The organism is Streptomyces sp. NBC_01477 (assembly GCF_036227245.1).
Classification (GTDB): Bacteria; Actinomycetota; Actinomycetes; order Streptomycetales; family Streptomycetaceae; genus Actinacidiphila.
Map to the genome: position 1 here is coordinate 1,672,251 of NZ_CP109445.1, position 20,984 is coordinate 1,693,234.

Sequence of the window (20,984 nt, forward strand, 5' to 3'; positions counted from 1 at the left end):
CGTGTCAGACATCATCACCACGGCTTTCGAGGTCAGGCCGCTCACCAGTGCGCTGGGCGCCGAGATCCACGGCGTACGCCTGGAGGACATCACCGACGCGGACTTCACCGAGCTGCGGCGGCTGCTGCTGAAACACCTGGTGATCTTCATTCCGGACCAGGAGGGCTGGTCGGCCGGGTCACGCATCGCCTTCGGCCGCCGGTTCGGCGAGCTGGAGGAGCACGCCTACCTGCCGCACCTCGACGGGCATCCGCAGATCCAGATCATCGACTCGGAGCAGAACGGGAAGATCCCGATCTGGCACACCGACATGACCTATGCCCCGAACCCGCCCATCGGCACCGTCCTGCAGATAATCGACGGTCCCACGCAGGGCGGTGACACGATGTGGTCGAACCAGTATCTGGCGTACGAGGGGCTGTCGGCGCCGCTGCGCGATCTGCTCGACGGCCTCACCGCCGTCCATTCCATCCGCATACCGGGCCTGGACAGCCGGGCCGAACACCCCGTCGTGCGGGTCCACCCGGAGACGGGCCGCCGGGCCCTGTTCGTCAACCGGGCCCACACCTCGCACATCGCGCAACTGAACCGGAACGAGAGCGACTCGCTCCTGCAGTACCTGTACCGTTTCTCCACCTCCCCCGAGTTCACCTGCCGCTACCAGTGGCGGCCGGGCTCGGTGGCGATCTGGGACAACAGGGTCACGCAGCACTACGCGGTCGACGACTACTCCGAACACCGCCGGGGCCTGCGCGTCGTGGTGCTCGGCGACACCCCCTCGGGCGACGAGCCGCGCTGGGACCACTACCGCCCGGTGCCGGGGCAGCGCTACGTACCGGACTGGGTCAACGCCAAGGAAGCGTACTGATGGGCGCGGCGACGGACGGCGCCCGGCAGGGTGCGGACGAGGAGAGCCCGGCCCACGTCACCACCACGACCCGCACTCTGGATGTGCCGGGGGCCCGGTTGTGCTACGACGTACGCGGCGACGGCCCCCTGCTCCTGATGATCGGTTCGCCCATGGGCAGCAGGGGGTTCACAGCCCTCGCGACCCTGCTCGCCGCGGACTTCACCGTCGTGACCTACGATCCCCGCGGCATCCTGCGCAGCACCCTCAGCGACCCGGACCAGCCGGCCCCGCCCGAGCTGGTCGCGGACGACGTGTGCCGGCTGATAGCGGAGCTGGACGCCGGACCGGCGCATGTGTTCGGCAACAGCGGCGGAGCCACCACCGGTCTGGCCCTGCTCGCCCGGCATCCGGACGCGGTGCGCAGCCTGGTGGCGCACGAGCCCCCGGTGACCGAGCTCCTGCCCGACGCGCGGCAGGTGCGGGCCACCATCGACGATCTGTGCGAGGACTACGCCGCAGGGCGCCGGGACGTGGCCCTGCGCAAGTACTCGGCCCTGTCCGGTGTCCGCTTCGCCCCGCCGCCTCCGGCCGGGCAGGCGTCGACCCGTGCGCTGTACACACCGCCGAAGGACGTCCGGGCGATCCTCGATCGCTTCTTCGGCCGCATCCTCCAGCCCACCACGCGCTACCGGCCCGACCTCGACGCCCTGCGGAACGCGTCCGTCCCCGTGGTCGTGGCGGGTGGCACGACGTCCCGGGGGCAGCTCTACCACCGGACCGCGGCGGCCCTCGCCGAGCTGCTCGACACCCCGCTGGCCGCCTTCCCCGCGGGGCACACCGGTTTTCAGGAACACCCGGAGCCCTTCGCCGATCTGCTCCGCGAGGCGTTCGCACCGCATCGTCAGACCAGGATGGAGCGACATGGAACACAATTTCCAGGCCAGCCGGCAGTGGGAGCGCATACAGAGCCGCTGGATCACTGAGGACGCCGGCGCCGACCTGACGCATCTGAAGTCCGACCCGAGGAACTTCAAGCTCTCCCTCTGGGACCCGTCGACGAACGGGGTCCGCTACCTCAAGACGCTGGCCTACAACCTCGGCATGGCGCTGACCCCGCAGGAGCTGGCGCGGATCAGCAGGACCCCCAACCGGGAGGTCGGTGGCCCGACCACGGTGCGGTGCCAGGGCGAGACGCTCTGCCTGGACTATCTGCAGGCAACGGTCGAAGTCGGTTTCATCGAGAGCAGGATCGACCTGGACGGCGCCAGGGTCCTGGAGATCGGCGCCGGTTACGGACGCACGTGCCACATGATCATGTCCAATCATGATCTCTCCGGCTACTGCATCGTCGATCTGAAGAACACGCTGGAGCTGAGCAGGGCCTATCTGCGCGAGGTCCTGGACGAGCCCCGCTTCAAGCTGATCGACTTCATCGAGGTCGAGAGCCTGACGGCCACCTCCCTGCGCTCGGAGCGTTTCGACCTGTGCATCAACATCCACTCGATGACCGAGATGGCTCCGGAGACGGTCCGGTCCTACCTCGACCTGATCGACGCGATCTGCTCGGCCTTCTACGTGAAGAACCCGGTCGGCAAGTACATCGACAAGAGCCTGGACGGCTATCTGCAGGGCCAGGAGGCCGTGGAGATGGCGCTGGAGAACGGGCCCCTGCGACAACTGCTGGACATCCACGACAGCGAGGCGGTGCAGGCCGCGGTCCCCGCCTTCGTCGACGGGTACCGGCCGGGCCCCGCCTGGACCTGCGTCGGTGACGGCCGCGCCCTTCCGTGGAGCTATCTCTGGCAGGCCCTCTACAGGAATCCGCGCCGGTGAAGGGCATCATCGTGACGGGCGGCAACGGGACCCGACTCCAGGGCACTTCGGTGTCGCCGAGACCGACGCGACGGGCCGGCTCGTCTCCCTCGAAGAGGAACCGGAGCAGCCGCGCTCCCGCCTCGCGATCCCGGGCCTGCACGTTGTCGACGACACGGTGACGGACATCGCCGGCGCGCTGCGCCCCTCCGGGCGCGGCGTGCCGGCGGAGTCCGGACCCGCGGAGGCGGTCGCCCGGTTCCGGGACCACCGCTCCTGGCAGGAACGCTCGCCGGTGGCCCCGGGCGGTGAGCGGGTACCGGCTCAGACGTCCTTCTCCAGCGAGTTGAGGCACAACAGCAGCGTTCGCGCCTGGACGTTGACGTAGTGGCTGTACCGGGTGAACGCGGCGAGCTGGTCCCGGGAGACCCAGCAGAACCCGGGCGGCGCGTCGAGTGGCGCGTCGCCCTCGTCGGCTGCCACGACGAGGTAGCGGCTCACCGAGTTCAGGAAACGGCCGCCCTCCTCGGAGTGCAGGGCGCTGTAGCGGACCCGCGACGGGGGCGCCGTTGTGACGAGGTCGAGGAAGAGCGGTCGCTGTGCGACGGGCAGATGGGCATGGCTCCGGGGCTGGCACTGGACCGTAGGGCCCAGCTCCACCTCGGTGGAGCCGCCTTCGGCGCGGGCCCGGACCAGCACGTGCGGCACGCCCGCGAAGGTGCGGCTGACAAAGGCGACCACACCTTCACCGCAGGGTTCGATCAGCGGCTGGGTCCAGTGGCCGACCTCGCGGTTGCTCGCCCACACCGACACGGCCACGGTGCGGAAGTAGCGGTCGTTGTCGTCGTCGATCGAGCAGGCGCCGCGCGTCCAGCCCGCTACGTCGGCGAGCGGGATGCGTTCGCTGCGGATCGGGACGGCGGCCCGGCGCAGGGCCAGCCAGGACAGCAGCTCGGTGTCCGAGTGCAACGCGTGCGGCCCACCGCGCACCGGCAGGCCGGCGAGAACCGAACGAGCGTCCATGTTGACGGTGTTGTCGTGCCGCAGGAGCTGATGGATCTGGCGCAGGGTGAGCCAGCGGAAGTCCTCGTGCTCGGGTACCGGGCCGCTCGTCTCGACGATCATGTTGCGGTTGCGCTTGCGGTGGAACCAGGAACCGTGCTCGGACTGCAGCACGTCCGTGAGGACGCGGCCCTGGGAAAGGTCGGTGAAGTACTCCAGGTAGCGGACAGCCGCGCCCCTGTGGACCTTGGTGTAGTTGCTGTACGTGGCCTGCACGGTGGGTGAGAGCTGTATCAGTCCGGGGTTGCCCGGCTCCATCTTGGCCTGCATCAGGAAGTGCAGCACACCGTCGAACTCCCGGGCGAGGATGCCCAGGATCCCGACCTCCGGTTGGACGATGACGGGCTGGTGCCACTCCGTCCGCTCGGGATGTTCGCCGATCGCCGCGTGCAGCCCTTCCACGGAGAAGAACCGGCCGCTGCGGTGGGCGAGGTTCCCGGTCCCCGGGGCGAACGACCAGTCCTCCAGCGCTTCGAAAGGAACACGGTCCACCACGAACGAGCTCTGCGCGCGGCGCCGCTCGAGCCATTGGCGGATCTCTTCCGCGCTTCCGCCGGCTGGCGCGGCCGCGGACCGGGCGATCCGGTCGGGCAGCGCGGCGGCCTGCCGGGCTTTCAGGCGCGGCGCGCTCCGGATGGAGCCGGGCACGGTCACCTGTGGGCCCCTACGAACTCGGTGATGGAGGCGATGACGTAGTCGATCATCTCGTCGGTGAGGCCGGGATAGACACCGATCCAGAAGGTGTGCTCGGTGACGATGTCGCTGTTGGTCAGCTCGCCGCAGACGCGGAACTCGCGGCCGAGGTAGGCGGGGTGGCGGGTCAGGTTGCCCGCGAAGAGCCGGCGCGTGCCGATTTTGCGGCTCTCCAGGAAGTCCACGAACTCCGCGCGCTTGAACGGCGCTTCGGGATCGACGGTGAGGACGAAGCCGAACCAGCTCGGGTCGCTGCCTGGCGCGGGTTCCGGCAGCAGTAGCCAGGGCACCTCGGCGAGACCGGAGCGCAGCCGTCCCCAGTTGCGCCGCCGCGCGCTGCAGAAGTCGTCGAGCTTGTCCAACTGGGACAGGCCGAGCGCGGCTTGGAGATCGGTCGCTTTCAGGTTGTAGCCCACGTGGGAGAAGATGTACTTGTGGTCGTAGCCGGCCGGCAGCGTCCCCATCCGGTAGCCGAACCGCTTGTGGCAGGTGTCGCTCTCCCCCGGTTCGCACCAGCAGTCCCGGCCCCAGTCTCGCAGCGACTCCACGATCCGGGCCAGGGCCAGGTTCGAGGTGAGCACGCAGCCGCCCTCACCCATCGTGAGGTGATGGGCCGGATAGAAGCTGACGGTGGCGAGGTCGCCGAAGGTCCCCACGAGCTGTCCCCTGTAGGTGCTGCCGACCGCGTCGCAGGTGTCCTCGACCAGCAGCAGGTCGTGCTCCGCGGCAAGTTGGGCCACCTCTGCCACCTCGAAGGGGTTGCCGAGGGCGTGCGCGATCGCGATGGCCCGGGTGCGGGGCCCGATGGCTTTCTCGACGCGCTCCGCGGTGGTGTTGTACGTGCGCAGGTCGATGTCGACGAAGACCGGCACGAGGCCGTTCTGCAGGATGGGGTTGACGGTCGTGGGGAAACCCGCCGCCACCGTGATCACCTCGTCGCCCGGCACGAGCCTGCGCTCTTCCAGCTGAGGTGAGGTGAGGGCGGTGAGGGCCAGGAGGTTCGCCGAGGAACCGGAGTTGGTGAGATGCGCCTTCCGCCTTCCCATACGCCGGGCGAAGTCCGACTCGAACTTGCGGGCCGATCGGCCCGCCGCGATCCGCAGGGTCAGGGCCGCTTCCACCACGGCCGCCCTGTCCGCCTCGTCGAGCACGGCCCCGGACGGCCAGATCTCCGTGACGCCGGGGACGAACTCCCCGTCGCCACTGGTCTCTCGGTGGTACTGACGCACCTCGTCGAGGATGTGCGCGAGCCGATCGCTCATGGGTTCTCCGTAAGTTGTCAGGCGGCCCGGGAGGGCCGGGTGTGCCCTGTGCGTTCTTGCCTTCAGCGGCTGCAGACGGGTGGCCGCCCGGCTTCCCGGGACGCCTGGCTGCTGATGGAGATGTGCGCGCTTCGTGCGGTTGCTGACCACAGAGAGGGCAGGGAGGTGTTCCTCGGGTCGGCGGCTGCCGTCCGGATCGAGGAGGGGCAGGTGTGCGAGCGGAGGACCCAGGTCTGCGCCGGGGCGAGGGCTGCGCACACGTCCAGGCCGTCTTTGCCCTGGTCCGCCGGTGAACCGACCTGCTCGGGGCCCTGCTGCGCGACGGACGGATCTTCACCTCCGCCCCGCCGGTCACACAGGCGGCGTGACTTCGTCATTGAGACTCCTCGCCGTCGCCGTGGGCGTTGCGGGGGCAGGCGGTAGTGGGCTGGCACGCGATGCACGGGCGGGCGGCCCGGACAGTGTGACCCGTGCGGCTAAAGGTGGCCTAGGCCCGGTCTTGTGCGGGGCTGCCCACCGCGCTGAAGACCCGGGGCCCGAAGGCGGTGCGGCGACCGGATGGCGCAAGATTCGCGCAAGAACAGTTTTAGGGGCGCCCTTCAGGATGGTCGTGATACATGCAGCCCCCCGGCATGGTGACGCACAGGCACGTTCGGGAGCCACAGAGCACTTCTCCGAACCCGTCCCAGAGCCTGAGCACGAGAGAGGACGAGAATGGCCAATCTCGAACCGGACATCGCAGATGTCACCCACGCACTCACGCCGAGACAGACCGAGGTGGTGCGGCTCGCGGCACTTGGTCTCACGGCGAAGGAGACCGCCCGGCGGCTCGGCATCTCGAAGACCACCGTGGACGAACACCTCACCGAGGCGCGGCGTCGCGTCGGGGCCAGCACCAAATCGCATCTGGTCGGTCTGGCGGTCGCCGCCGGGATCGTCGCCGGATAAGTCCGGCGCGGGTGGCGGGTGCAACTCTTCCAAGCGGTCGCTGGATCCTGTATGTACTGGCCGGATACGTTGTCGCTGCCCCGCGGTAAGATGGGCAGGTGCCCATCTTTATGGGCGTGCGCTCGGTGGGTGACGACCGGGCGCGGGCGGGCGGGCGTACGAGAGGACGGGCGAGTGCCGACTGGGGTGCACCTTCGCGACGCGAGACAGCAGTTGTTCGACGCCGCCGAGCGCGTGCTCCTGCGCAGCGGTCCGAACGGCCTGACGGGCCGGGCCGTCACCGACGAGGCGGGCTGCGCCAAGGGCGTCCTGCACCGGCACTTCAGTGACTTCGACGCCTTCCTCACCGACCTCGTGCTCGACCGGGCCGCGCGGCTGGAGAAGGAGGCGAGCGCGCTGCGCGAGTCGGCCGGGACCGGCACCGTGGCGGAGAACCTCACCAGCGCGCTGTTCACCCTGTTCGGGCCGGTGCCGATGGCGCTCATCCCGCTGATCACCTTCCGGGACGAGCTCCGCGCCCGGCTGCGGCAGGTGATGCCCGGTGGCGGCATCGCGATCCTCGTCCAGGTCTCGAGCGCGATCTCCGCCTATCTCGCCGCCGAGCGCGACCGGGGGCGTATCGCGGCCGACGCCGACATCGACTCGCTCACGCTCTCCCTGGTCGGTGGTGGCCATCTCCTGTTCGCGGACCGCGACCCTGGCCCGCCGGCCACGGGCGCCGTCGACAAGCTGGTGACCGCGGTGATCACCGACGCCGTCCAGCGACGGACGGTTTAGGGCCTTCCGCGCGCAGTGCGCGGCGGAAAAACAAGCCACAATCGTGGCGCCGATGAATCCGACTCCTACCGCCCTCATAGGAACAAAGCCTCTCCGGCCGTCTCACCGAAGTCATAATGAACGCGCAGGCCAGCAGTGTCTCGCTATATGTCACCAACAGGGCTGCGATAAGTCTTCCCGGAACGGCATCCCCCTTGCTGTCCGAAAAATCGCACGATAGGGAATGTCTCATTCCGCCCCGGTGTCGAATTATCTACATTGCCGTTTGATTTTCGAGCTGTGCATGATTGGGACCGGCTCCGCAATGTGGCGAAACTGTTGTCCGTGTTCCTGACGAAGGGATGAATCGTGCCTGCCTTCCCACGACCCCTTGGGCCGGACCTCCCCCACCGTGGCGTGTCAGCCGGTGGTCACCGCCCCCTGATACCCATGTCAGCGGAGGAGGGTGCCCGGTGAGGTACGAGATGCTGGGCCCCCTCCGTGTCCGGGACGAGAACACGTACTTCACGCTTCATCCGCATAAAGTGGAGATCGTCCTCACGGTGCTGCTCATCCGGGCGGACTGTCTGGTCTCCCCGGAACAACTCATGCAGGAGATCTGGGGCGAGGATCTGCCACGGCGCGCCGTCGCGGGCCTGCACGTGTACATCTCCCAGCTTCGCAAGTTCCTGAAGCTCCCCGGCGCGAGTGGCAACCCCGTCGAGACCCGGGCGCCAGGCTACGTGCTGCACAAGGGCGACGACCAGATTGACACCCAGATCTTCCCCGAACTCGTCGAGGAGGGACGGTCCTTGCTCCGTGAGCAGCGCACGGACGAGGCGGCGTCCTGCTTCAGCCGGGCGCTCGCGCTGTGGCGCGGCCCGGTCCTGGGCCGCAGCAGCGACGTGACCGGCGCCCAGGGCCCGATCATCGACGGTTTCTCGATCTGGCTGACCGAGATCCGCCGGGAGTGCCAGGAGATGCTCGTCGAGTGCCAGCTCCAACTCGGCCGGCACCGCGAGGCGGTGGGCATGCTGTACGCCCTCACCGCGGAGAACCCCATGTGCGAGGCGTTCTACCGTCAGCTCATGCTGGCGCTCTACCGCTCGGAGCGGCAGGCGGACGCGCTGAAGGTGTACCAGTCGGTGCGCAAGACACTGAACGACGAGCTGGGGCTCGAGCCCGGGCGTCCGCTGCAGGATCTGCAGCGGGCCATCCTCTCGGGCGACTTGCACCTGATGTCGTCACCGCCGGCGATGTCCGATCACTGACCACCCCGCCGCACCCCGCCGTTCCCGCGCTGCCCCCAGGTGCACACATCCGCGTCAGCGGAAGTCGGTGAGAAGGAGGCGGGCCGCCGTCAGGGCGTCGGCGGCATGGGCGGGTCCCAGGCCGGAAAGCGCCCCCAACGCCCGTACTCGAGTGCGCGGCGCGGCGCCAGGGCTGAGGGCGACGCGGCGCAGAGCGACAGTGAGCAGGTCATCAAGGGGGATGGCACGAGCAACGCTCCCTTCCCGGCTGCCGGAAGGGCGGCGCGTCAGCCCCACCAGGCTCTCCACAGCACGTAGCTGGAGTGCGTCCTCCCCACCGAAATCGGTCGCAAGCCGCAGCATCGCGCTGACTGCCGCAGCCTGCCGGGGTGCGTCGACGCGTGCCACCACCAATTCCGCGGCGAGCAGTCGCACTGCCGGGGCGGCGTCCTCGGAACCCGCGACGAGTCGGTCGAGGCACGCCAGCGCGGAGTCCCGGCCGGACGTCGTGTCGGTCATGGACAGCAACTCCCGTACGGCAGCGGACTGGACCGCATCCGAAGCAGCGGCGGGCAGCGGCAGCGCAGCCAGGTGACTCAGGATGTCGGCCATGACAGCCGGGTGCAGAACCACCGCGCACCGGCCCGGCATGACAGGACACGTGTCCAGCGCCGCGGTCGGGTCCGTACTTTGCCTGACGAGCTTGACAGCGCACTCCAGGCGCGTCTGAGGGCAGCAGGCGGCGCTCCCACACGGACGGAGCAACGTGCGGTGGATCTCCTCGTGCAGGGCCGGGACTTCGACGAGGTCGAGGAGTGTTCGCACCGCCTCCCGGGACTCGGGCGATTCGGGGCCGTCCGCAATGTTCCGCAGGACACTGACGCCGGTACGGCAGTCGAACGCTGACGCAGCGTCGCCCGGCGGGTGCTCGACCGCGACTGCCAGAAGGTGTGCGGCCGCGGCGGTCCTGACCGCGTCCTGACCGCTCCGGTCGGCGGTAAGGGCTCGCAGGTGCGCCAGCACGGCCGCGCGTGCCAGCCCGCCAAAGGCCGCGCCCACGGCCAGTGCCGCCAATGACGCCACCGCCTTGGGCCGCAGGGCCTGGTGGACGTCCGGGTCACCGGCGAAGCGGGCCAGCGCCTCGCACCCCTCGACGGTGTCCTCGGTGTCCGGCGACTCCGCGAATGCCTGGGCGGCACGCAGACGCAGCGAGGAGGGGAGCCGCCGATCGGCGACGTACTGCCGCAGCGCGGCGGCGGTGTCCGGGACGGTGGGGAAGCGCACCCGGGCGAGCACCTGCACGGCCGCGTTGCGGTCGGCAGTGACAGTGCCCTGGCTGGTGGCGATGGCACGCAGGACGTCGACGGCCACCCCCGTACCAGCTCGGGGGTCGAGCCGCAGCAGCCCTTCTGCGGCGGCCACCCGGACGCTCCCGCGCACCTCCTGGGAGGTGACCAGCCGCCGCAGCGGGGCCACGATGTCGGGCTGCGGATGCGGGGCCCGCTGTCCGGAATCGGCGAGTAGGACGACGGCGCGGCATCGGCTGTCCCCGGTGGCGGTCAGCAGTCCGGTCAACTTCATCAGCGGGGGGACGGCCCGGCTGCCGAGGTTCGCCGGGGCGTCCCTTCGGACCTGCACGTCAAGCGCTGCCACCAGTAGTCCGCATGGTGCCGTCAGGGGTGCCACCAGATCGGCCAGCGAGCGGCACGCCTCGACGCGCTCCTCGGCGGGGCACAGGTCGGCCCAGAGAGCCGCAGCCTTCAACCGGACGTCGGCGTGGATCCGTGACGACGCCGTAAGGCGCCGCACTGCCGGGAGTCGTACGGCACCGAGGCCGCAAGGTGCACCACGTCGGTGTCGGAAACGGCCGCCAGCAGCGCCGAGGTGACCTCCTCGGGCGCTCCGGCTTTCAGCCACGCCGCTGCCACGGCCTGTCGCAGCGGCGGCGGAGTGCGCGGGTCGTCCAGAACCCGTCGCAGAATCTCCGCGCACTGCTCCCGCAGGTCCGGGAACACAGAGCCGGCCAGTCCTTCCAGGCTCGTCCGCGCGACCCAGCTGCCGAGCCGCGGTGAGGTGTCCGGATCGGTCAGCACGTCGTTCAGCAGGCCGGGCAGGAGGTCGTAGGCTTCCCGCGAGACGGAGTCGGCGAGATACCGGACGGCGACGAGGCGGTCAGCGTCGCCGAGCCGCGCCTCCCGGGCCAGCGCGGCGAGCAGTTCGGGATCACGAACTCGCCCCTGGATCCTCCGTTCGATCTCCTCCACATACTGGAGACTGCCTGGTACGGCCAGGCACCACTCCGTCACGACCGCGACGACGTCCCCGCTCCGGTCGGCAGCCTCCCGCAGCCGCTCGTCCAGCCTCGTACCTCCGAAGCGCCTGGAGCCACGGCAGGCCACGCCGAGGTGAGGCAGCCTGTCGAAGCCCGCCAGTATCGCGGCCACTGTCTTCGCGTTCCGCAGCGACTCAGCGCTCATCGCCCACCTACCGGTGAGAGGTCGAGCTCACGGCGGAAGAGCCAGTCGAGTTGGGCGACGGTGTCCCGGCACACCGCCACGATCATGGCCTCCTCCTGAGCCTCCAGGACACCGCCGCCGGCGTCGGTGAGCAGCACCGGCTGAAGCTGCAGTACCACGAGCAGGTGCTCGCCGATACGGACGACGGCGGCGACGGCCCCTTCGTGGTCGATGGTGTGGTCGCGCAGAATGGTCAACAGGTCGACGTAGGTGCCGGTGCTGGTGATCAACCGGTCGACCAAGCTCTGGAAAGGACCCTGGTCGGCTGTCGCCGCCGCTTGCGCGAGGCCGTCCAATCGGCGTTTGATCTGGCCGGACAGCTCGGCAAGTGCGGCCCCCACGCTCGGTGGCAGCAGCCGATCGGCGGGGACGGCACGGCCGGTGGCAGCGTCCAACTCCGCCCACATAGCGAGGACTTCGGCGTCCGCGACCAGCGGGTCGCGGTCCACGGCGCTGGGAGCGGTTCCTGCCGTGAGATCGGTGATGGCCACCTGCGCGATGTTCATGCCATCGCCCGGGGCACGGCTGTCGTCGTCACGGCTCCGGCCTGGGATGTGGTCGTCGTGCCGGTTGTCCGCTCACTGGCTGGGGCGACGTCGTCACCTTCTCCGCCTGCACAGCCGCCCGCATCGGGGAAGTCTCCGGCGTACGGGTCAAGGACATCGACACCAGGAACTGGATCTGGATACTGCGCCGCCAGACCACCCCCTCCCCCGGCGGCCTCGCCGACAAGAACACCAAAGGCAAGACCGCCCGCCGCGTCCCCCTCATCCAGGAGGTCCGCCCGATGGTCGCCCAGCACGTGCTCGCTGCAGGCGGCCGGCCCGACGCCCGCCTGTTCACCGGACCCCGCGGCGGCCGCATCACCACCGCCGTCCTGCACGACGCCACCCACTGGGACGACGCCGTACGCAAGCTCGGCTATGAGCATCTGCGCCGCCACGACCTCCGGCACACCGGCCTGACATGGATGGCGGACGCCGGAGTCCCCCTGCACGTCTCGCGGTTGATCGCCGGACACGGCTCCCTGCACACCACCCAGCGCTACCTCCACCCCGACCTGCAAGCCGTCATGAACGCCGGCCGCACCTTCAGCACCCACCTGACCGAGACACCCGGACTACCGGCGCCCGCCCCAGGGCTCTCAGCAACCCTCCGCCGCTTGTAGGAACCGCACAATCCGCACCCGAATCACGTGATCATGGTCCCCAGAAAAACAGCCTCTGACCTGCGGGTTTTCTAGAGCCATGATCCCCAAGTGGTCCCCGGCTACTGACCCGTCATCAGACGGGCATCATTCCACAAACAAGGAGAGGCCCGCTGACCTGGCCATATGCCAGCCAGCGGGCCTCTCTGCACCGTCGGGACGACAGGATTTGAACCTGCGACCCCTTGACCCCCAGCGGTCGAGACCGTCCACCCCACATGACACCTGATACCGCCTCATGACGCACAGTCCGTGAGAGCCGCGTGAGAAGCAGTGAGTCATCCCCCGACCGCCCCGCGCGAGCCTGCTGCTCATGGGACTCGTCCTGCTCTCCAAGGCCGCCCCCACCCCAACGAGTCAGGCTCGCACACTCGGTGGACATGCACGAGATCTGGTGGGCCGCCTCCGCACGGACGCCGGGTCTCGGCCCTCAAGCCAACACCTGCTCGAGCTCGCCCACAGGCCCCGCCGCCGAGCGTAAATCTACGGCCACCAGCCAAGCCGGCGGACGCCACAGGACTGGCGGCAGAACGTTCGCCCACACGACGGCCGAAGGCCCATCCTGCGCCGGCGCCGGCCTTGTGCCCAAGGAGGAGCTGGGAAGGAGACACCACGCATGCCGGTCGACAGGGATAATCAGCCTGTTATTACCGGATGGTGGGAGGGGCGACCATGGCCGGAGCGCGGCGCGATCAGACGAACGTGGTCGTAAACAACCTGACGCGGCAGTGGTTGAGGGGTGCCGAGGCGGAACTACCCGCAGAAGAGCGGGCGCGCATCATCGCCGAGCGCGCACTCGACGCGTACGAGACCAGCCGGGATCCCAGCAAGCTCACCGACGCCTTCGCCGCACTCCATGCCGCCGACGCCCTCGGCATCCCGCAGCTTCCCGCGCTGCGCGAACGACTCGAGCATCTGGCGAAGCGGCCGGACGCTCCGCGGTCCGCGGTCACCGTGCTGGAGGCCTCCGCTGGGAGCGCTTCGATCGACCTGCCGGATCTGCTGCGCACATTGGAGTCGTACAACTACGAACCGGCATACGGATTGCCCGACCCCGCTCCCGAAGCCGCTGGTGGCTATCCGGGTGAGGTGACGGAAGCCCTGCTGGTGGCGGGCGCTGTGGCCATACGGGACGGGCTCGACCCGTTGCTGCCGCTCGACACGGATCCCAGCCTCGCGCGGTACGCCCAATTCGCCTCTCAAGCTCGCGGCAGACCCTCGCCGGACGTAATGCCGCCCGGCTCAGAGGTTCTCGACGAGGCTGTCGAGTCGCTCGAAAACGAAGTCGAGGCCGCAATCGCGACGCCGACATGGCGGCAGTGCCTCGTCCACGGCGATCTGGCCCTGGCCCTTCTGCTACGGCACCGCGCCGGGCGGCAGTCCGACGACCTTGCACGTGCGGTTGCACACGCCGACTGGGCGTTCCGGCATGCCCAAGAAGGCGATGTAGGGCAGCAGGTGGTGACGTGGGCAGGCCTTCTCGGTGCGGTGCTATGGACCCGGTTCGAAGCCGAGGGTGACTCGGATGACCTCGAGATCGCGGCCCACCTGCTCTCGCAGACCGCGGATCCGGAAGACCCGGCCGAAGTGCCGCGCACCAGCCGCTCGGCAAGGCTGGAGTGGCTGCGTCTGGTTGGCGCGGTGCAGCGGTACTCGTACGCAGTATCAGGTCTGCCGCAGGACCTAGACCGGGCGGCACGGTTGCATCGAGCGCTGGAGGAGGAGCCGTTCTTCACCAACGGCGCTGTTCGGCACGCGAGTTTGGGCTACACGTGGCTTAGCGCGTCCGGCGACGCAGACCCGGCCGCCCTAGAAAAAGCAATCGCCGCCCTGAAACTCGCCGTAGTCGAGGGCGACTCGTGCGAATCCGCAGCGCGGCGCGCGTGGGCCGCTACTCTCGTCACGGCGCTAGAGGCGCGCTTCACACGAGGCGGCGATCTGGACAGCTTGGAACAGGTGGTGCAGGCCGCTGCGGACGCCCTGGCCGACACACCCGAAGGACTCCCCGAGCACCCAGTGCTTCTCGGCGCGCTGGGACGGGCTCTGCTGTGGCGGCATTTCCTCACCGGTGCGCACAGTGACTTGCGTACCGCCCATACACTTCTGAAGGCGAGCGGGGACCGGACTTCCCTGGCCGCCGTTCTCCACGCCGAATACCGTTGGGCCAGCGATCTGCGCGCCTTGGACAGCGCCGTAGACATGGCGGCCAGTGAATTGCGTGCGACGGTGGATGCTCGGGGCGCGCATCTCCCCGCAGCCTTCGACCTCGCCCAGTACCTGCTGTCGCGCGCAGAGGTGCTGCGCGCGCCTGAGGACGCTGCTGCGGCCGCACGACTCCTCGGCCACTGCCTAGAGTGGACCGGTCAGGCTGGCGAAGAGCAGCCGCTGCTCCACGTCGAGTACAACCGCGCGCAGGTGGTCCGGTCGGAGGCGGCGATGGCGGCCGGCTCGTCTGCCGTGCCGGACGAGTCGGGCTCCTCACTCCCGGAGGCCGCGTCCGCGCTGATGGACATCGTGAATGGATCTGGCGCCGACGGAGAACTCGTCGCCGAGGCTGAGGAGTTGCTGGCACGCACGATCGCGGCTGCGCGTCCTAATCGGCGTCCCACCAGGCGGCCGAGCGCAAACACACCTCCGCCTCTTGTTGATGACGAGGTGTTGTGGGAGGCGCAGGCTCTACTCGAGGCACGGGCGGCTGCGGCCGGCCGCCCCTCTCGGTGGCCCGCCCCCCGCGAGGTGCCGCGAAGCACCGAGGCAACCCTGAACGAAGTGCGCCGACGCGTGGACGCCGCGGTGACGCGGTATCCGACGGCCAACGCCACGGAGCAGGCACGCTATGCCGTGCGCGAGGCGGAGGCGCTGGCCCTCCAATGTTTGGAGGCGGACGCCCCGCGGGCGGCCTTCGACGCACTCGAAGCGGGCCGCGCCGTGGTTACGGACGCCGCCGCTGTGGAACCGTTCGCCATCGAGTCTTCCGGGGCGGGGTCGTTTCGCGTGAACCGTACGCGTCAGCTGCCCGGTCGGGAGGAAGCCCCCTTCGGCGCCCACCGCCCGTCCCTCCCCCGTACTGCCGCCGCAGGTGGCGGACAGGCAGGGCAGCCGGGCCACCGCGGCATGCCAAACGCCGTGCGGGAGCTCCAGGAACTACCCACGCCGGAGGAGACGGCGGCGGCCTGCCGGGCACTCGGCGTCGATGCCGTGGTGCATCTGCTCGCGGGGCCCGAGGCCGGGAGCGCGCTCATCGTCCACCAAGACTCACGCCTCGTAACCCTGCCACTCCCGCTACTTTCTCTACGAGAACCCGCGCTGACCGGCTTTGCGGGCGAGCACGACCGGCTGCTGCGCTCCGGCGAGGATCTGTCTCGCGCATGGCCGCGCGTGCTACAGCGGGTCTGTGACTGGGCCTGGACAGCCGCGGTCAAGCAACTCTCTACGTATCTCGCTGCCTTCTCCCCCGGCCGCACTCCCCGCGTCGTTTTCATCCCTTATGGGACGCTCGCCCTCGTTCCCTGGCACGCTGCGAGGGAGCGTGTTGCAGGGCGGGGCGGGGGCTTCCGCTTCGCAATCGAATCGCTGGCGATCAGCTACGCGTCCTCGGCCCATGCGCTCTGCCGCTTCAGCCGCCGGTCCCTCGCGCCGCTTACCGGCGAAGGGCTGGTGGTGGTCGATCCCACCGGGGACCTGCCGCACGCTCGCCAGGAGGGGGAGGATGTCCACCGCTGGCATTACCCCAAGGGGCAGCGCCTTGGCTCGTCCCGGGCCGCGGGCGGACCTCCCGCCACGCCCCGCGCCGTGCTGGCCGCCATGGGCGGTCAAGCGCCGTGCCCAGTGGCACACTTCGCCTGCCACGCCGAGAACCGGGCGCCCGCCACCGACTCGTACCTGCGGTTGGCGGGCGGGCAGCGGCTCAGCGTCGCGCGGCTCCTGGAGCGAAGGCCAGGCGGCGAGGGCGAGACGCGAGTGGAACCGCTCGTCGTCCTATCCGCCTGCGCCACGGCGATCCCCAGCGCGCACTACGACAGTGCGCTAAGCCTGGCGGCCGCCTTCGCGGCCGCGGGAGCGGCCGCCGTGGTGGGCACCCTGTGGCCCGTGGACGACGCGGCCGCCGCAGCCTTGATGAGGGACTTCCACGCTCTACTCAACCTCGACGGCCTGCCGCCCGCGGAGGCGCTACGCGCAGCGCAGCTCAGGGCTCTCCGCGAGGCACGGGCCAAATCACTCGGTCGGAACGGCAGGGGGGCGGCTCCCGCCGGAGACCCCTCGCCCTGGGCCGCTTTCGTCCACCAGGGGCTGGGCCATCCAGACGCGCCAGCCAGGGAGTCCGTGGGATCGACGATTGCCGGGCTGCCGCCTTCCGCAGGGGATGCTGCCTCCAGCGTCTCACCGGTCCGGCTGCCAGTTTTCCCGAGCCTGCCCGGCCCGGACCCCACCACCTTCATCTGGACCTGCCCCGTTGCGGACTGCCCCGAGCAAGCTCCAGGCGACATGGACTCTCCCTTTGACGCCGACCGTTGTACGGTGCATCCCGACGACGCTCTGGTTCTGAAATAGGCGCCGGCTGTGGGCACTCTGGTCAACGGATTCATCGAGCCGATCGCCAAGCGGTGGAGCACGGCGATGAGCGGCCCGCTCCTGCTGTTCTGGCTCGCTGGCACGCTCGTCGTGTACTGGCCCCGGGGAACCGGCTCCCGCCCGTGCCACGATCCGGCGGCCCCGGCGAAGCCGCTCTGCGCCCTCGCGCACCAGGGTGCGGCCGGCGCCGCCCTGGCCTCAGCGTCAGCGACCACGGCCGTCGTAATCTCCGCATGGATACTGACCTCGTCGGCGACCTTCGTCCTAGAGGTGCTCGCGGGCCGCTGGGGCACCACTCGTTTCGCGCTCGCCTGCACCCGCTACGGGATTACCCGACATGCCCGGCGGCGCATTGCCTTTCGCGCGGGCCATCCGACACCCTCGGGCGTAACTGGCGAGAGGCTCGCCGCTTGGCAGGTGCAGAACGGCTGGCGTAACGCTCGGCGTCGGGCAGCACTCGCACGGTACCCGCGGCTGCGGGACCCGGATCCGCTGATGCCCACCACCCTCGGAAACGCCCTAGTCTCGGTCCCTGCGGAGATACGCCGGCAATACGGGCTCGACCTGCGCTATTGCTGGGACCCGTTCGTCCGCGCCCTCGAGCCTTCGGTACGCGAAGAGTTGACAGCCGCCGCTACCCGGGTGCTGGCACGTGTACAGGGCGTGATCTGCGCTGTGGCCACCGCGGTGTGGTGCGTGCTACTGCCCGGCTGGTGGCCACGGCTGGTCTGGCTGGCCGGCTGTGCGGCGCTGACCTGGGGCGCTCACCGGGCGCTGCGGGCCGGAGTCAACACGTACTGCTGCCACGTCCGCGACCTCTTCACCCTGCACCGAGCCCGGCTCTACCGAGCACTGGCCTTCGCACTGCCTGCCACGACAGTGGACGAGGTACCTTGCGGAGAAACCCTGAGCATGTTTCTATCCCGTAGCGTTCCTCCCGCCTCCGCGCCGGTCACCTACAGTTGGCCGCCCGCCTGATCCGCATGGGCCAGAGCAGTGGCCGCACACGCTTCGCGATCACCCCCTGTGCAGAGGAACATCCTTCCCCGCCCCGCAGCGCAAGCCAGATCAGATGTCACCCGATCGTGCGGCAGACCCTCGGGTCAGCAACGCCTCTACGCGGGAGCTGATCGCAGTGGCCCGGGGGTCGGTGTAGGCGTTCAGGTGGGTCATGGCCTCGATCCAGTGAGCATGAGCGGTCTCAGGGTTTTCCCGGTGCACAACCCCGGCCAAGTAGAGGAGGTCAGTGCGTCGCCGTACTGAGCGGTGCTGCGCTGGATGTCGCCGAGGGTAAGGAGCCAGAAGCCTTCCCGGGTGTGGTCACGGAGGGCGAGGGCGATGTCGAGTGCCTCGTCGATGGATCGCAGTGCTGCCTCCGCGTCGCCCTCTTCGAGTCGCAGCGCAGCAGCGATCCGCAGGAGGTTGCCTTCGCCTCCTCTGTTGCCCAGTGCCCGGTGGGCGGCAAGGGCCTCGTCGATCACCGAGGCGGCCTCGGGCAGGCGGCCGGCACTCAAGCGGGTGCTGGCGATGTTGGACATTGCGGTGGCTACCCGCTGGCTGTTGCCCGAGTCTCGGAAGATGGACATCGCTTGTACGAAGTGCGTCTCCGCCAGGTCGAGTTCGCGCCGTCGTAGATGGATCAGTCCGATGAGGTTGAGGGACTGGGCCTCGTCGGTCCGGCTCCGCGAGCTGCGGGCCAAGCTGACGGCTCGCTCCAGCGCGTTCAGGCCGTCGGAGAAGTTATTAAGGGCCCTGTGTGCGATGCCGGTGTTGATCAGCAGCCGCCTCTGCGCTCTTTGATCTTCTTGTCTCGCGGCTGCCTCCAACCCGATCCGACCCAGTTCCAGCCAGTCACGCTCCGACGAGGAGGGAGGACGTGCGAACCACAGGACGGTGGCCAGCTGCCAGGCGGTCTGGTCCAACCCGTTTCGAGCGGCGTCACGCACTGCAGGAAGGAAGTTGAGCTGCTCCCGTTCCGACCAGTCGACAGCAGCGTTGTAGTCGGCGAATACGAGCGGCGTGACTCCGGGCGAGGGTTCCGGCAGCGGCAGGTGGTCCTCAGACGGATAGAGACAGGTCTGGACGGTGTCAGCGGTGTGGAGGTACCAGCTCAGGACGCGTCGTCGCGTTGCCTGCCGCTGGTCGGAGGACTCCTCCGACTGGACCAGGTTGGTGGCGTATGCGCGTAAGAGGTCGTGGAACTGGAACCGGTCCGGGGCGGTCTGCTCCAGCAGGTGTGCACCGACGAGATCGTCGAGCAACTGCCGCGTTCGGCTGGGCGGGAGTTCGCCGAGCGCGGCGGCGGCAGGGAGGCTGAACTCTCCCGTGGGGTGCAGGCCGAGGAGTCGGAAGAGGCGTGCCGAGTGTGTGGGTACCGTCCCGTACGGACAGGCCCGCCAGACGGCTGCGGCTGGTGACCATGACGAGGCTGTCTCCTCCGCCGGCGAGCAGCGGGCGGACCTGGCTGACCGTGGCCGCGTTGTCCAGGAGAATCAGGACTCGGCGGTCGGCGAGCAGTGAACGGTACATGGCTGCCGCGTCGTCGACGTCCTGGGGAACCTCGGCCGCGGCTACGCCCAGGGCTCGTAGGAAGCGTTGCAGTGCCTGTGCGGCGGTGACCGGTTCTCCGGGATCATAGCCGCGGAGGTTGACGAAGAGCTGGCCGTCGGGGAATTGGTCCTTGACCTGGTGCGCCCAGTGCAGGACCAGCGAGGTCTTGCCCGCCCCCGCCGTGCCGGCCACCACGTGGACGGAGACGACGACGTGCCCGCCGTTCCGCTCGGGGAGCACCGCGTTCAGCTGTCCCAGTTCGTCGGAGCGGTTCACGAACGTGTTGACGTCGGCTGGGAGCTGGCGCGGGACGGGCCGCGATGGTTCCGAGGCGGCAAGCCGGTGGAAGTGGATGTCACCGGTGACGCTTCCGGCCTGTACGACATCGCGGGACGACCCGGAGAGGTCGTTCTGCGAGTCTGCGGTTCGCCTGCTGTCTTCTGTCGGCACGTCGATCGATGTGCCTGTCAGGCCGCGGGTGGCGGAGGCAGGTCGGCCACGGCACGGTCGAAGTACGCCTGGATGTCCTCCGCACCTCCGTACAGCTCCCGCAGATACTTCGCCCAGTTCGTCACCGTGCTGGGATCGGTGAAGCGGATCGCCCCGTCCGGCTGGCCGGCGTCGGTGTACAGCACACGGTAGAGAACCCGACTGTCCAGAAGGTTGAGCTCCGGCAGCAGCGCATCGCCCTCCACGGCGGCGACCGCGGAAGCGGGCAGAACACGAATGGAATGCCCGCACTCAGCACTCAGCCGAAGCCAGTGCAGCTCCCACTGCACGTACGGCGTCAACGGCTCCTCGACCACACGAATGCGATGGAAGACCGCTCCCCGCGCGATCTCGTCCCGGGCCCTTCGGACCAAGGCGTCACGCTCTGCCTCGAACAGCCTCAGTACTGCCGGCCAGTCCCCTTGGCGGAGTGCCTCCCGACTGTCGTCGTTCGTCTCCTCGAAGTGCTGCAACCGCTCGAGTTTCCAGGACTCCCCGTCGCGGATCGCTGACCGCCGCTCCCGGAAGTCCCGTTTGTAGTCCTCGCGTGTGAGCGGCTCACCCAGCTCGTCAGGGAGGTCCGGGGCGACGAGATCAAGCACCGGGAATGTCCGGCTTCGCCGCACTGAACATGTTGCCCGGGATGACGACCAACCGCTCGTCCGGTCCCAGGTTCACCCCGCCCGGCAGGCGCGACCGGTAGTCGGCGGTGAGATCGCGGCCGATCACGGCGACGTCACCGTTGCTCAACTGCCAGATGTCCGGGCACTCGTCCTCGTCCTTGGAGTTGCCCAGCTCCGCCGCCGACTTGCCGAGGCGCTTGACGAATAACGCCGACGGATCGGCTTCCCACGTACGGGCCACGACTGCCTCCAGTACTCACAACATCACTGACGGTGGTCTCCAAGATACCGGCCACGCCTGGATGCGTGCATCACGAAACCCGCCAGCCCACGAAGCCGCCCCAGGACACGGGTGAGATTCGTGACCCCTCCGCTCGACATCGCTCGGGTGATC

Annotated in this window: 17 protein-coding genes; 9 read left to right on the top strand and 8 right to left on the bottom strand. The window is 69.2% G+C overall.

Features of this window, described 5'->3' with window-relative positions; genetic code table 11:
- Position 1: 1 nt before the first annotated feature.
- The 3 genes from OHA86_RS06450 to OHA86_RS06460 are packed head-to-tail and all read left to right on the top strand — an operon-like array spanning position 2 to position 2,683.
- Positions 2 to 868 carry a TauD/TfdA dioxygenase family protein gene (locus OHA86_RS06450; RefSeq protein ID WP_329173257.1) on the top strand — a complete coding sequence of 289 codons (867 nt, stop codon included), beginning with the start codon at positions 2 to 4 and terminating at the stop codon, positions 866 to 868.
- Entirely contained in the window at positions 868 to 1,833 is a 966-nt protein-coding gene (locus OHA86_RS06455) for an alpha/beta fold hydrolase (protein WP_329173259.1), read from the top strand. The genes OHA86_RS06450 and OHA86_RS06455 overlap by 1 nt, the downstream gene beginning before the upstream one ends.
- Positions 1,772 to 2,683 carry a putative sugar O-methyltransferase gene (locus OHA86_RS06460; RefSeq protein ID WP_329173260.1) on the top strand — a complete coding sequence of 304 codons (912 nt, stop codon included), beginning with the start codon at positions 1,772 to 1,774 and terminating at the stop codon, positions 2,681 to 2,683. The genes OHA86_RS06455 and OHA86_RS06460 overlap by 62 nt, the downstream gene beginning before the upstream one ends.
- A 303-nt stretch (positions 2,684 to 2,986) precedes the next feature.
- Here the strand turns inward: OHA86_RS06460 and OHA86_RS06465 are convergent, their stop codons facing one another.
- Together OHA86_RS06465 and rfbH are read right to left on the bottom strand one after the other, a co-directional pair.
- Positions 2,987 to 4,378: an NDP-hexose 2,3-dehydratase family protein gene (locus tag OHA86_RS06465; protein ID WP_329173262.1), complete on the bottom strand. Its 1,392-nt coding sequence runs from the start codon at positions 4,376 to 4,378 to the stop codon at positions 2,987 to 2,989.
- A complete protein-coding gene (gene rfbH, locus OHA86_RS06470) occupies positions 4,375 to 5,679 on the bottom strand; it encodes a lipopolysaccharide biosynthesis protein RfbH (protein ID WP_329173263.1) in 1,305 nt (434 codons plus the stop codon). Before rfbH ends, OHA86_RS06465 begins: the two co-directional genes overlap by 4 nt.
- A 714-nt stretch (positions 5,680 to 6,393) precedes the next feature.
- Here rfbH and OHA86_RS06480 point away from each other — a divergent pair.
- The 3 genes from OHA86_RS06480 to OHA86_RS06490 all read left to right on the top strand — a co-directional run bounded on the left by OHA86_RS06480 (position 6,394) and on the right by OHA86_RS06490 (position 8,654).
- Positions 6,394 to 6,627 carry a helix-turn-helix transcriptional regulator gene (locus OHA86_RS06480; RefSeq protein WP_329173265.1) on the top strand — a complete coding sequence of 78 codons (234 nt, stop codon included), beginning with the start codon at positions 6,394 to 6,396 and terminating at the stop codon, positions 6,625 to 6,627.
- A gap of 174 nt (positions 6,628 to 6,801) precedes the next feature.
- Positions 6,802 to 7,404: a TetR/AcrR family transcriptional regulator gene (locus tag OHA86_RS06485; protein WP_329173266.1), complete on the top strand. Its 603-nt coding sequence runs from the start codon at positions 6,802 to 6,804 to the stop codon at positions 7,402 to 7,404.
- 452 nt (positions 7,405 to 7,856) lie between these two features.
- Positions 7,857 to 8,654, top strand: coding sequence for an AfsR/SARP family transcriptional regulator (locus tag OHA86_RS06490; RefSeq protein ID WP_329173268.1), 798 nt, complete (start codon positions 7,857 to 7,859; stop codon positions 8,652 to 8,654).
- Positions 8,655 to 8,708: 54 nt separating this feature from the next.
- On the opposite strand, the gene OHA86_RS06495 is transcribed toward OHA86_RS06490, so the two are convergent.
- The 3 genes from OHA86_RS06495 to OHA86_RS06505 form a co-directional block, all read right to left on the bottom strand.
- On the bottom strand, positions 8,709 to 10,286 hold the full coding sequence (locus OHA86_RS06495) for a hypothetical protein (protein ID WP_329173270.1): 1,578 nt from the start codon (positions 10,284 to 10,286) through the stop codon (positions 8,709 to 8,711).
- A gap of 107 nt (positions 10,287 to 10,393) precedes the next feature.
- Positions 10,394 to 11,110, bottom strand: coding sequence for a hypothetical protein (locus OHA86_RS06500; RefSeq protein WP_329173271.1), 717 nt, complete (start codon positions 11,108 to 11,110; stop codon positions 10,394 to 10,396).
- Positions 11,107 to 11,655 carry a hypothetical protein gene (locus tag OHA86_RS06505; protein ID WP_329173273.1) on the bottom strand — a complete coding sequence of 183 codons (549 nt, stop codon included), beginning with the start codon at positions 11,653 to 11,655 and terminating at the stop codon, positions 11,107 to 11,109. The genes OHA86_RS06500 and OHA86_RS06505 overlap by 4 nt, the downstream gene beginning before the upstream one ends.
- A gap of 155 nt (positions 11,656 to 11,810) precedes the next feature.
- On the opposite strand from OHA86_RS06505, the gene OHA86_RS06510 reads away from it, so the two are divergent.
- The 3 genes from OHA86_RS06510 to OHA86_RS06520 all read left to right on the top strand — a co-directional run bounded on the left by OHA86_RS06510 (position 11,811) and on the right by OHA86_RS06520 (position 17,906).
- Entirely contained in the window at positions 11,811 to 12,317 is a 507-nt protein-coding gene (locus OHA86_RS06510) for a tyrosine-type recombinase/integrase (protein ID WP_443071969.1), read from the top strand.
- 711 nt (positions 12,318 to 13,028) lie between these two features.
- Entirely contained in the window at positions 13,029 to 16,907 is a 3,879-nt protein-coding gene (locus OHA86_RS06515; RefSeq protein WP_329173274.1) for a CHAT domain-containing protein, read from the top strand.
- Positions 16,908 to 16,916: 9 nt separating this feature from the next.
- Positions 16,917 to 17,906: a hypothetical protein gene (locus OHA86_RS06520; protein WP_329173276.1), complete on the top strand. Its 990-nt coding sequence runs from the start codon at positions 16,917 to 16,919 to the stop codon at positions 17,904 to 17,906.
- Between the two features lie 191 nt (positions 17,907 to 18,097).
- Here OHA86_RS06520 and OHA86_RS06525 read toward each other — a convergent pair whose 3' ends face one another.
- The 3 genes from OHA86_RS06525 to OHA86_RS06535 all read right to left on the bottom strand — a co-directional run bounded on the left by OHA86_RS06525 (position 18,098) and on the right by OHA86_RS06535 (position 20,831).
- Positions 18,098 to 19,189, bottom strand: coding sequence for a tetratricopeptide repeat protein (locus OHA86_RS06525; RefSeq protein ID WP_329173278.1), 1,092 nt, complete (start codon positions 19,187 to 19,189; stop codon positions 18,098 to 18,100).
- Positions 19,190 to 19,945: 756 nt separating this feature from the next.
- Positions 19,946 to 20,569 (bottom strand): DUF6879 family protein, encoded by a 624-nt coding sequence (locus OHA86_RS06530; protein WP_329173280.1) that lies wholly within the window; start codon positions 20,567 to 20,569, stop codon positions 19,946 to 19,948.
- On the bottom strand, positions 20,562 to 20,831 hold the full coding sequence (locus OHA86_RS06535; RefSeq protein WP_329173281.1) for a hypothetical protein: 270 nt from the start codon (positions 20,829 to 20,831) through the stop codon (positions 20,562 to 20,564). Before OHA86_RS06535 ends, OHA86_RS06530 begins: the two co-directional genes overlap by 8 nt.
- Positions 20,832 to 20,984 lie beyond the last annotated feature (153 nt).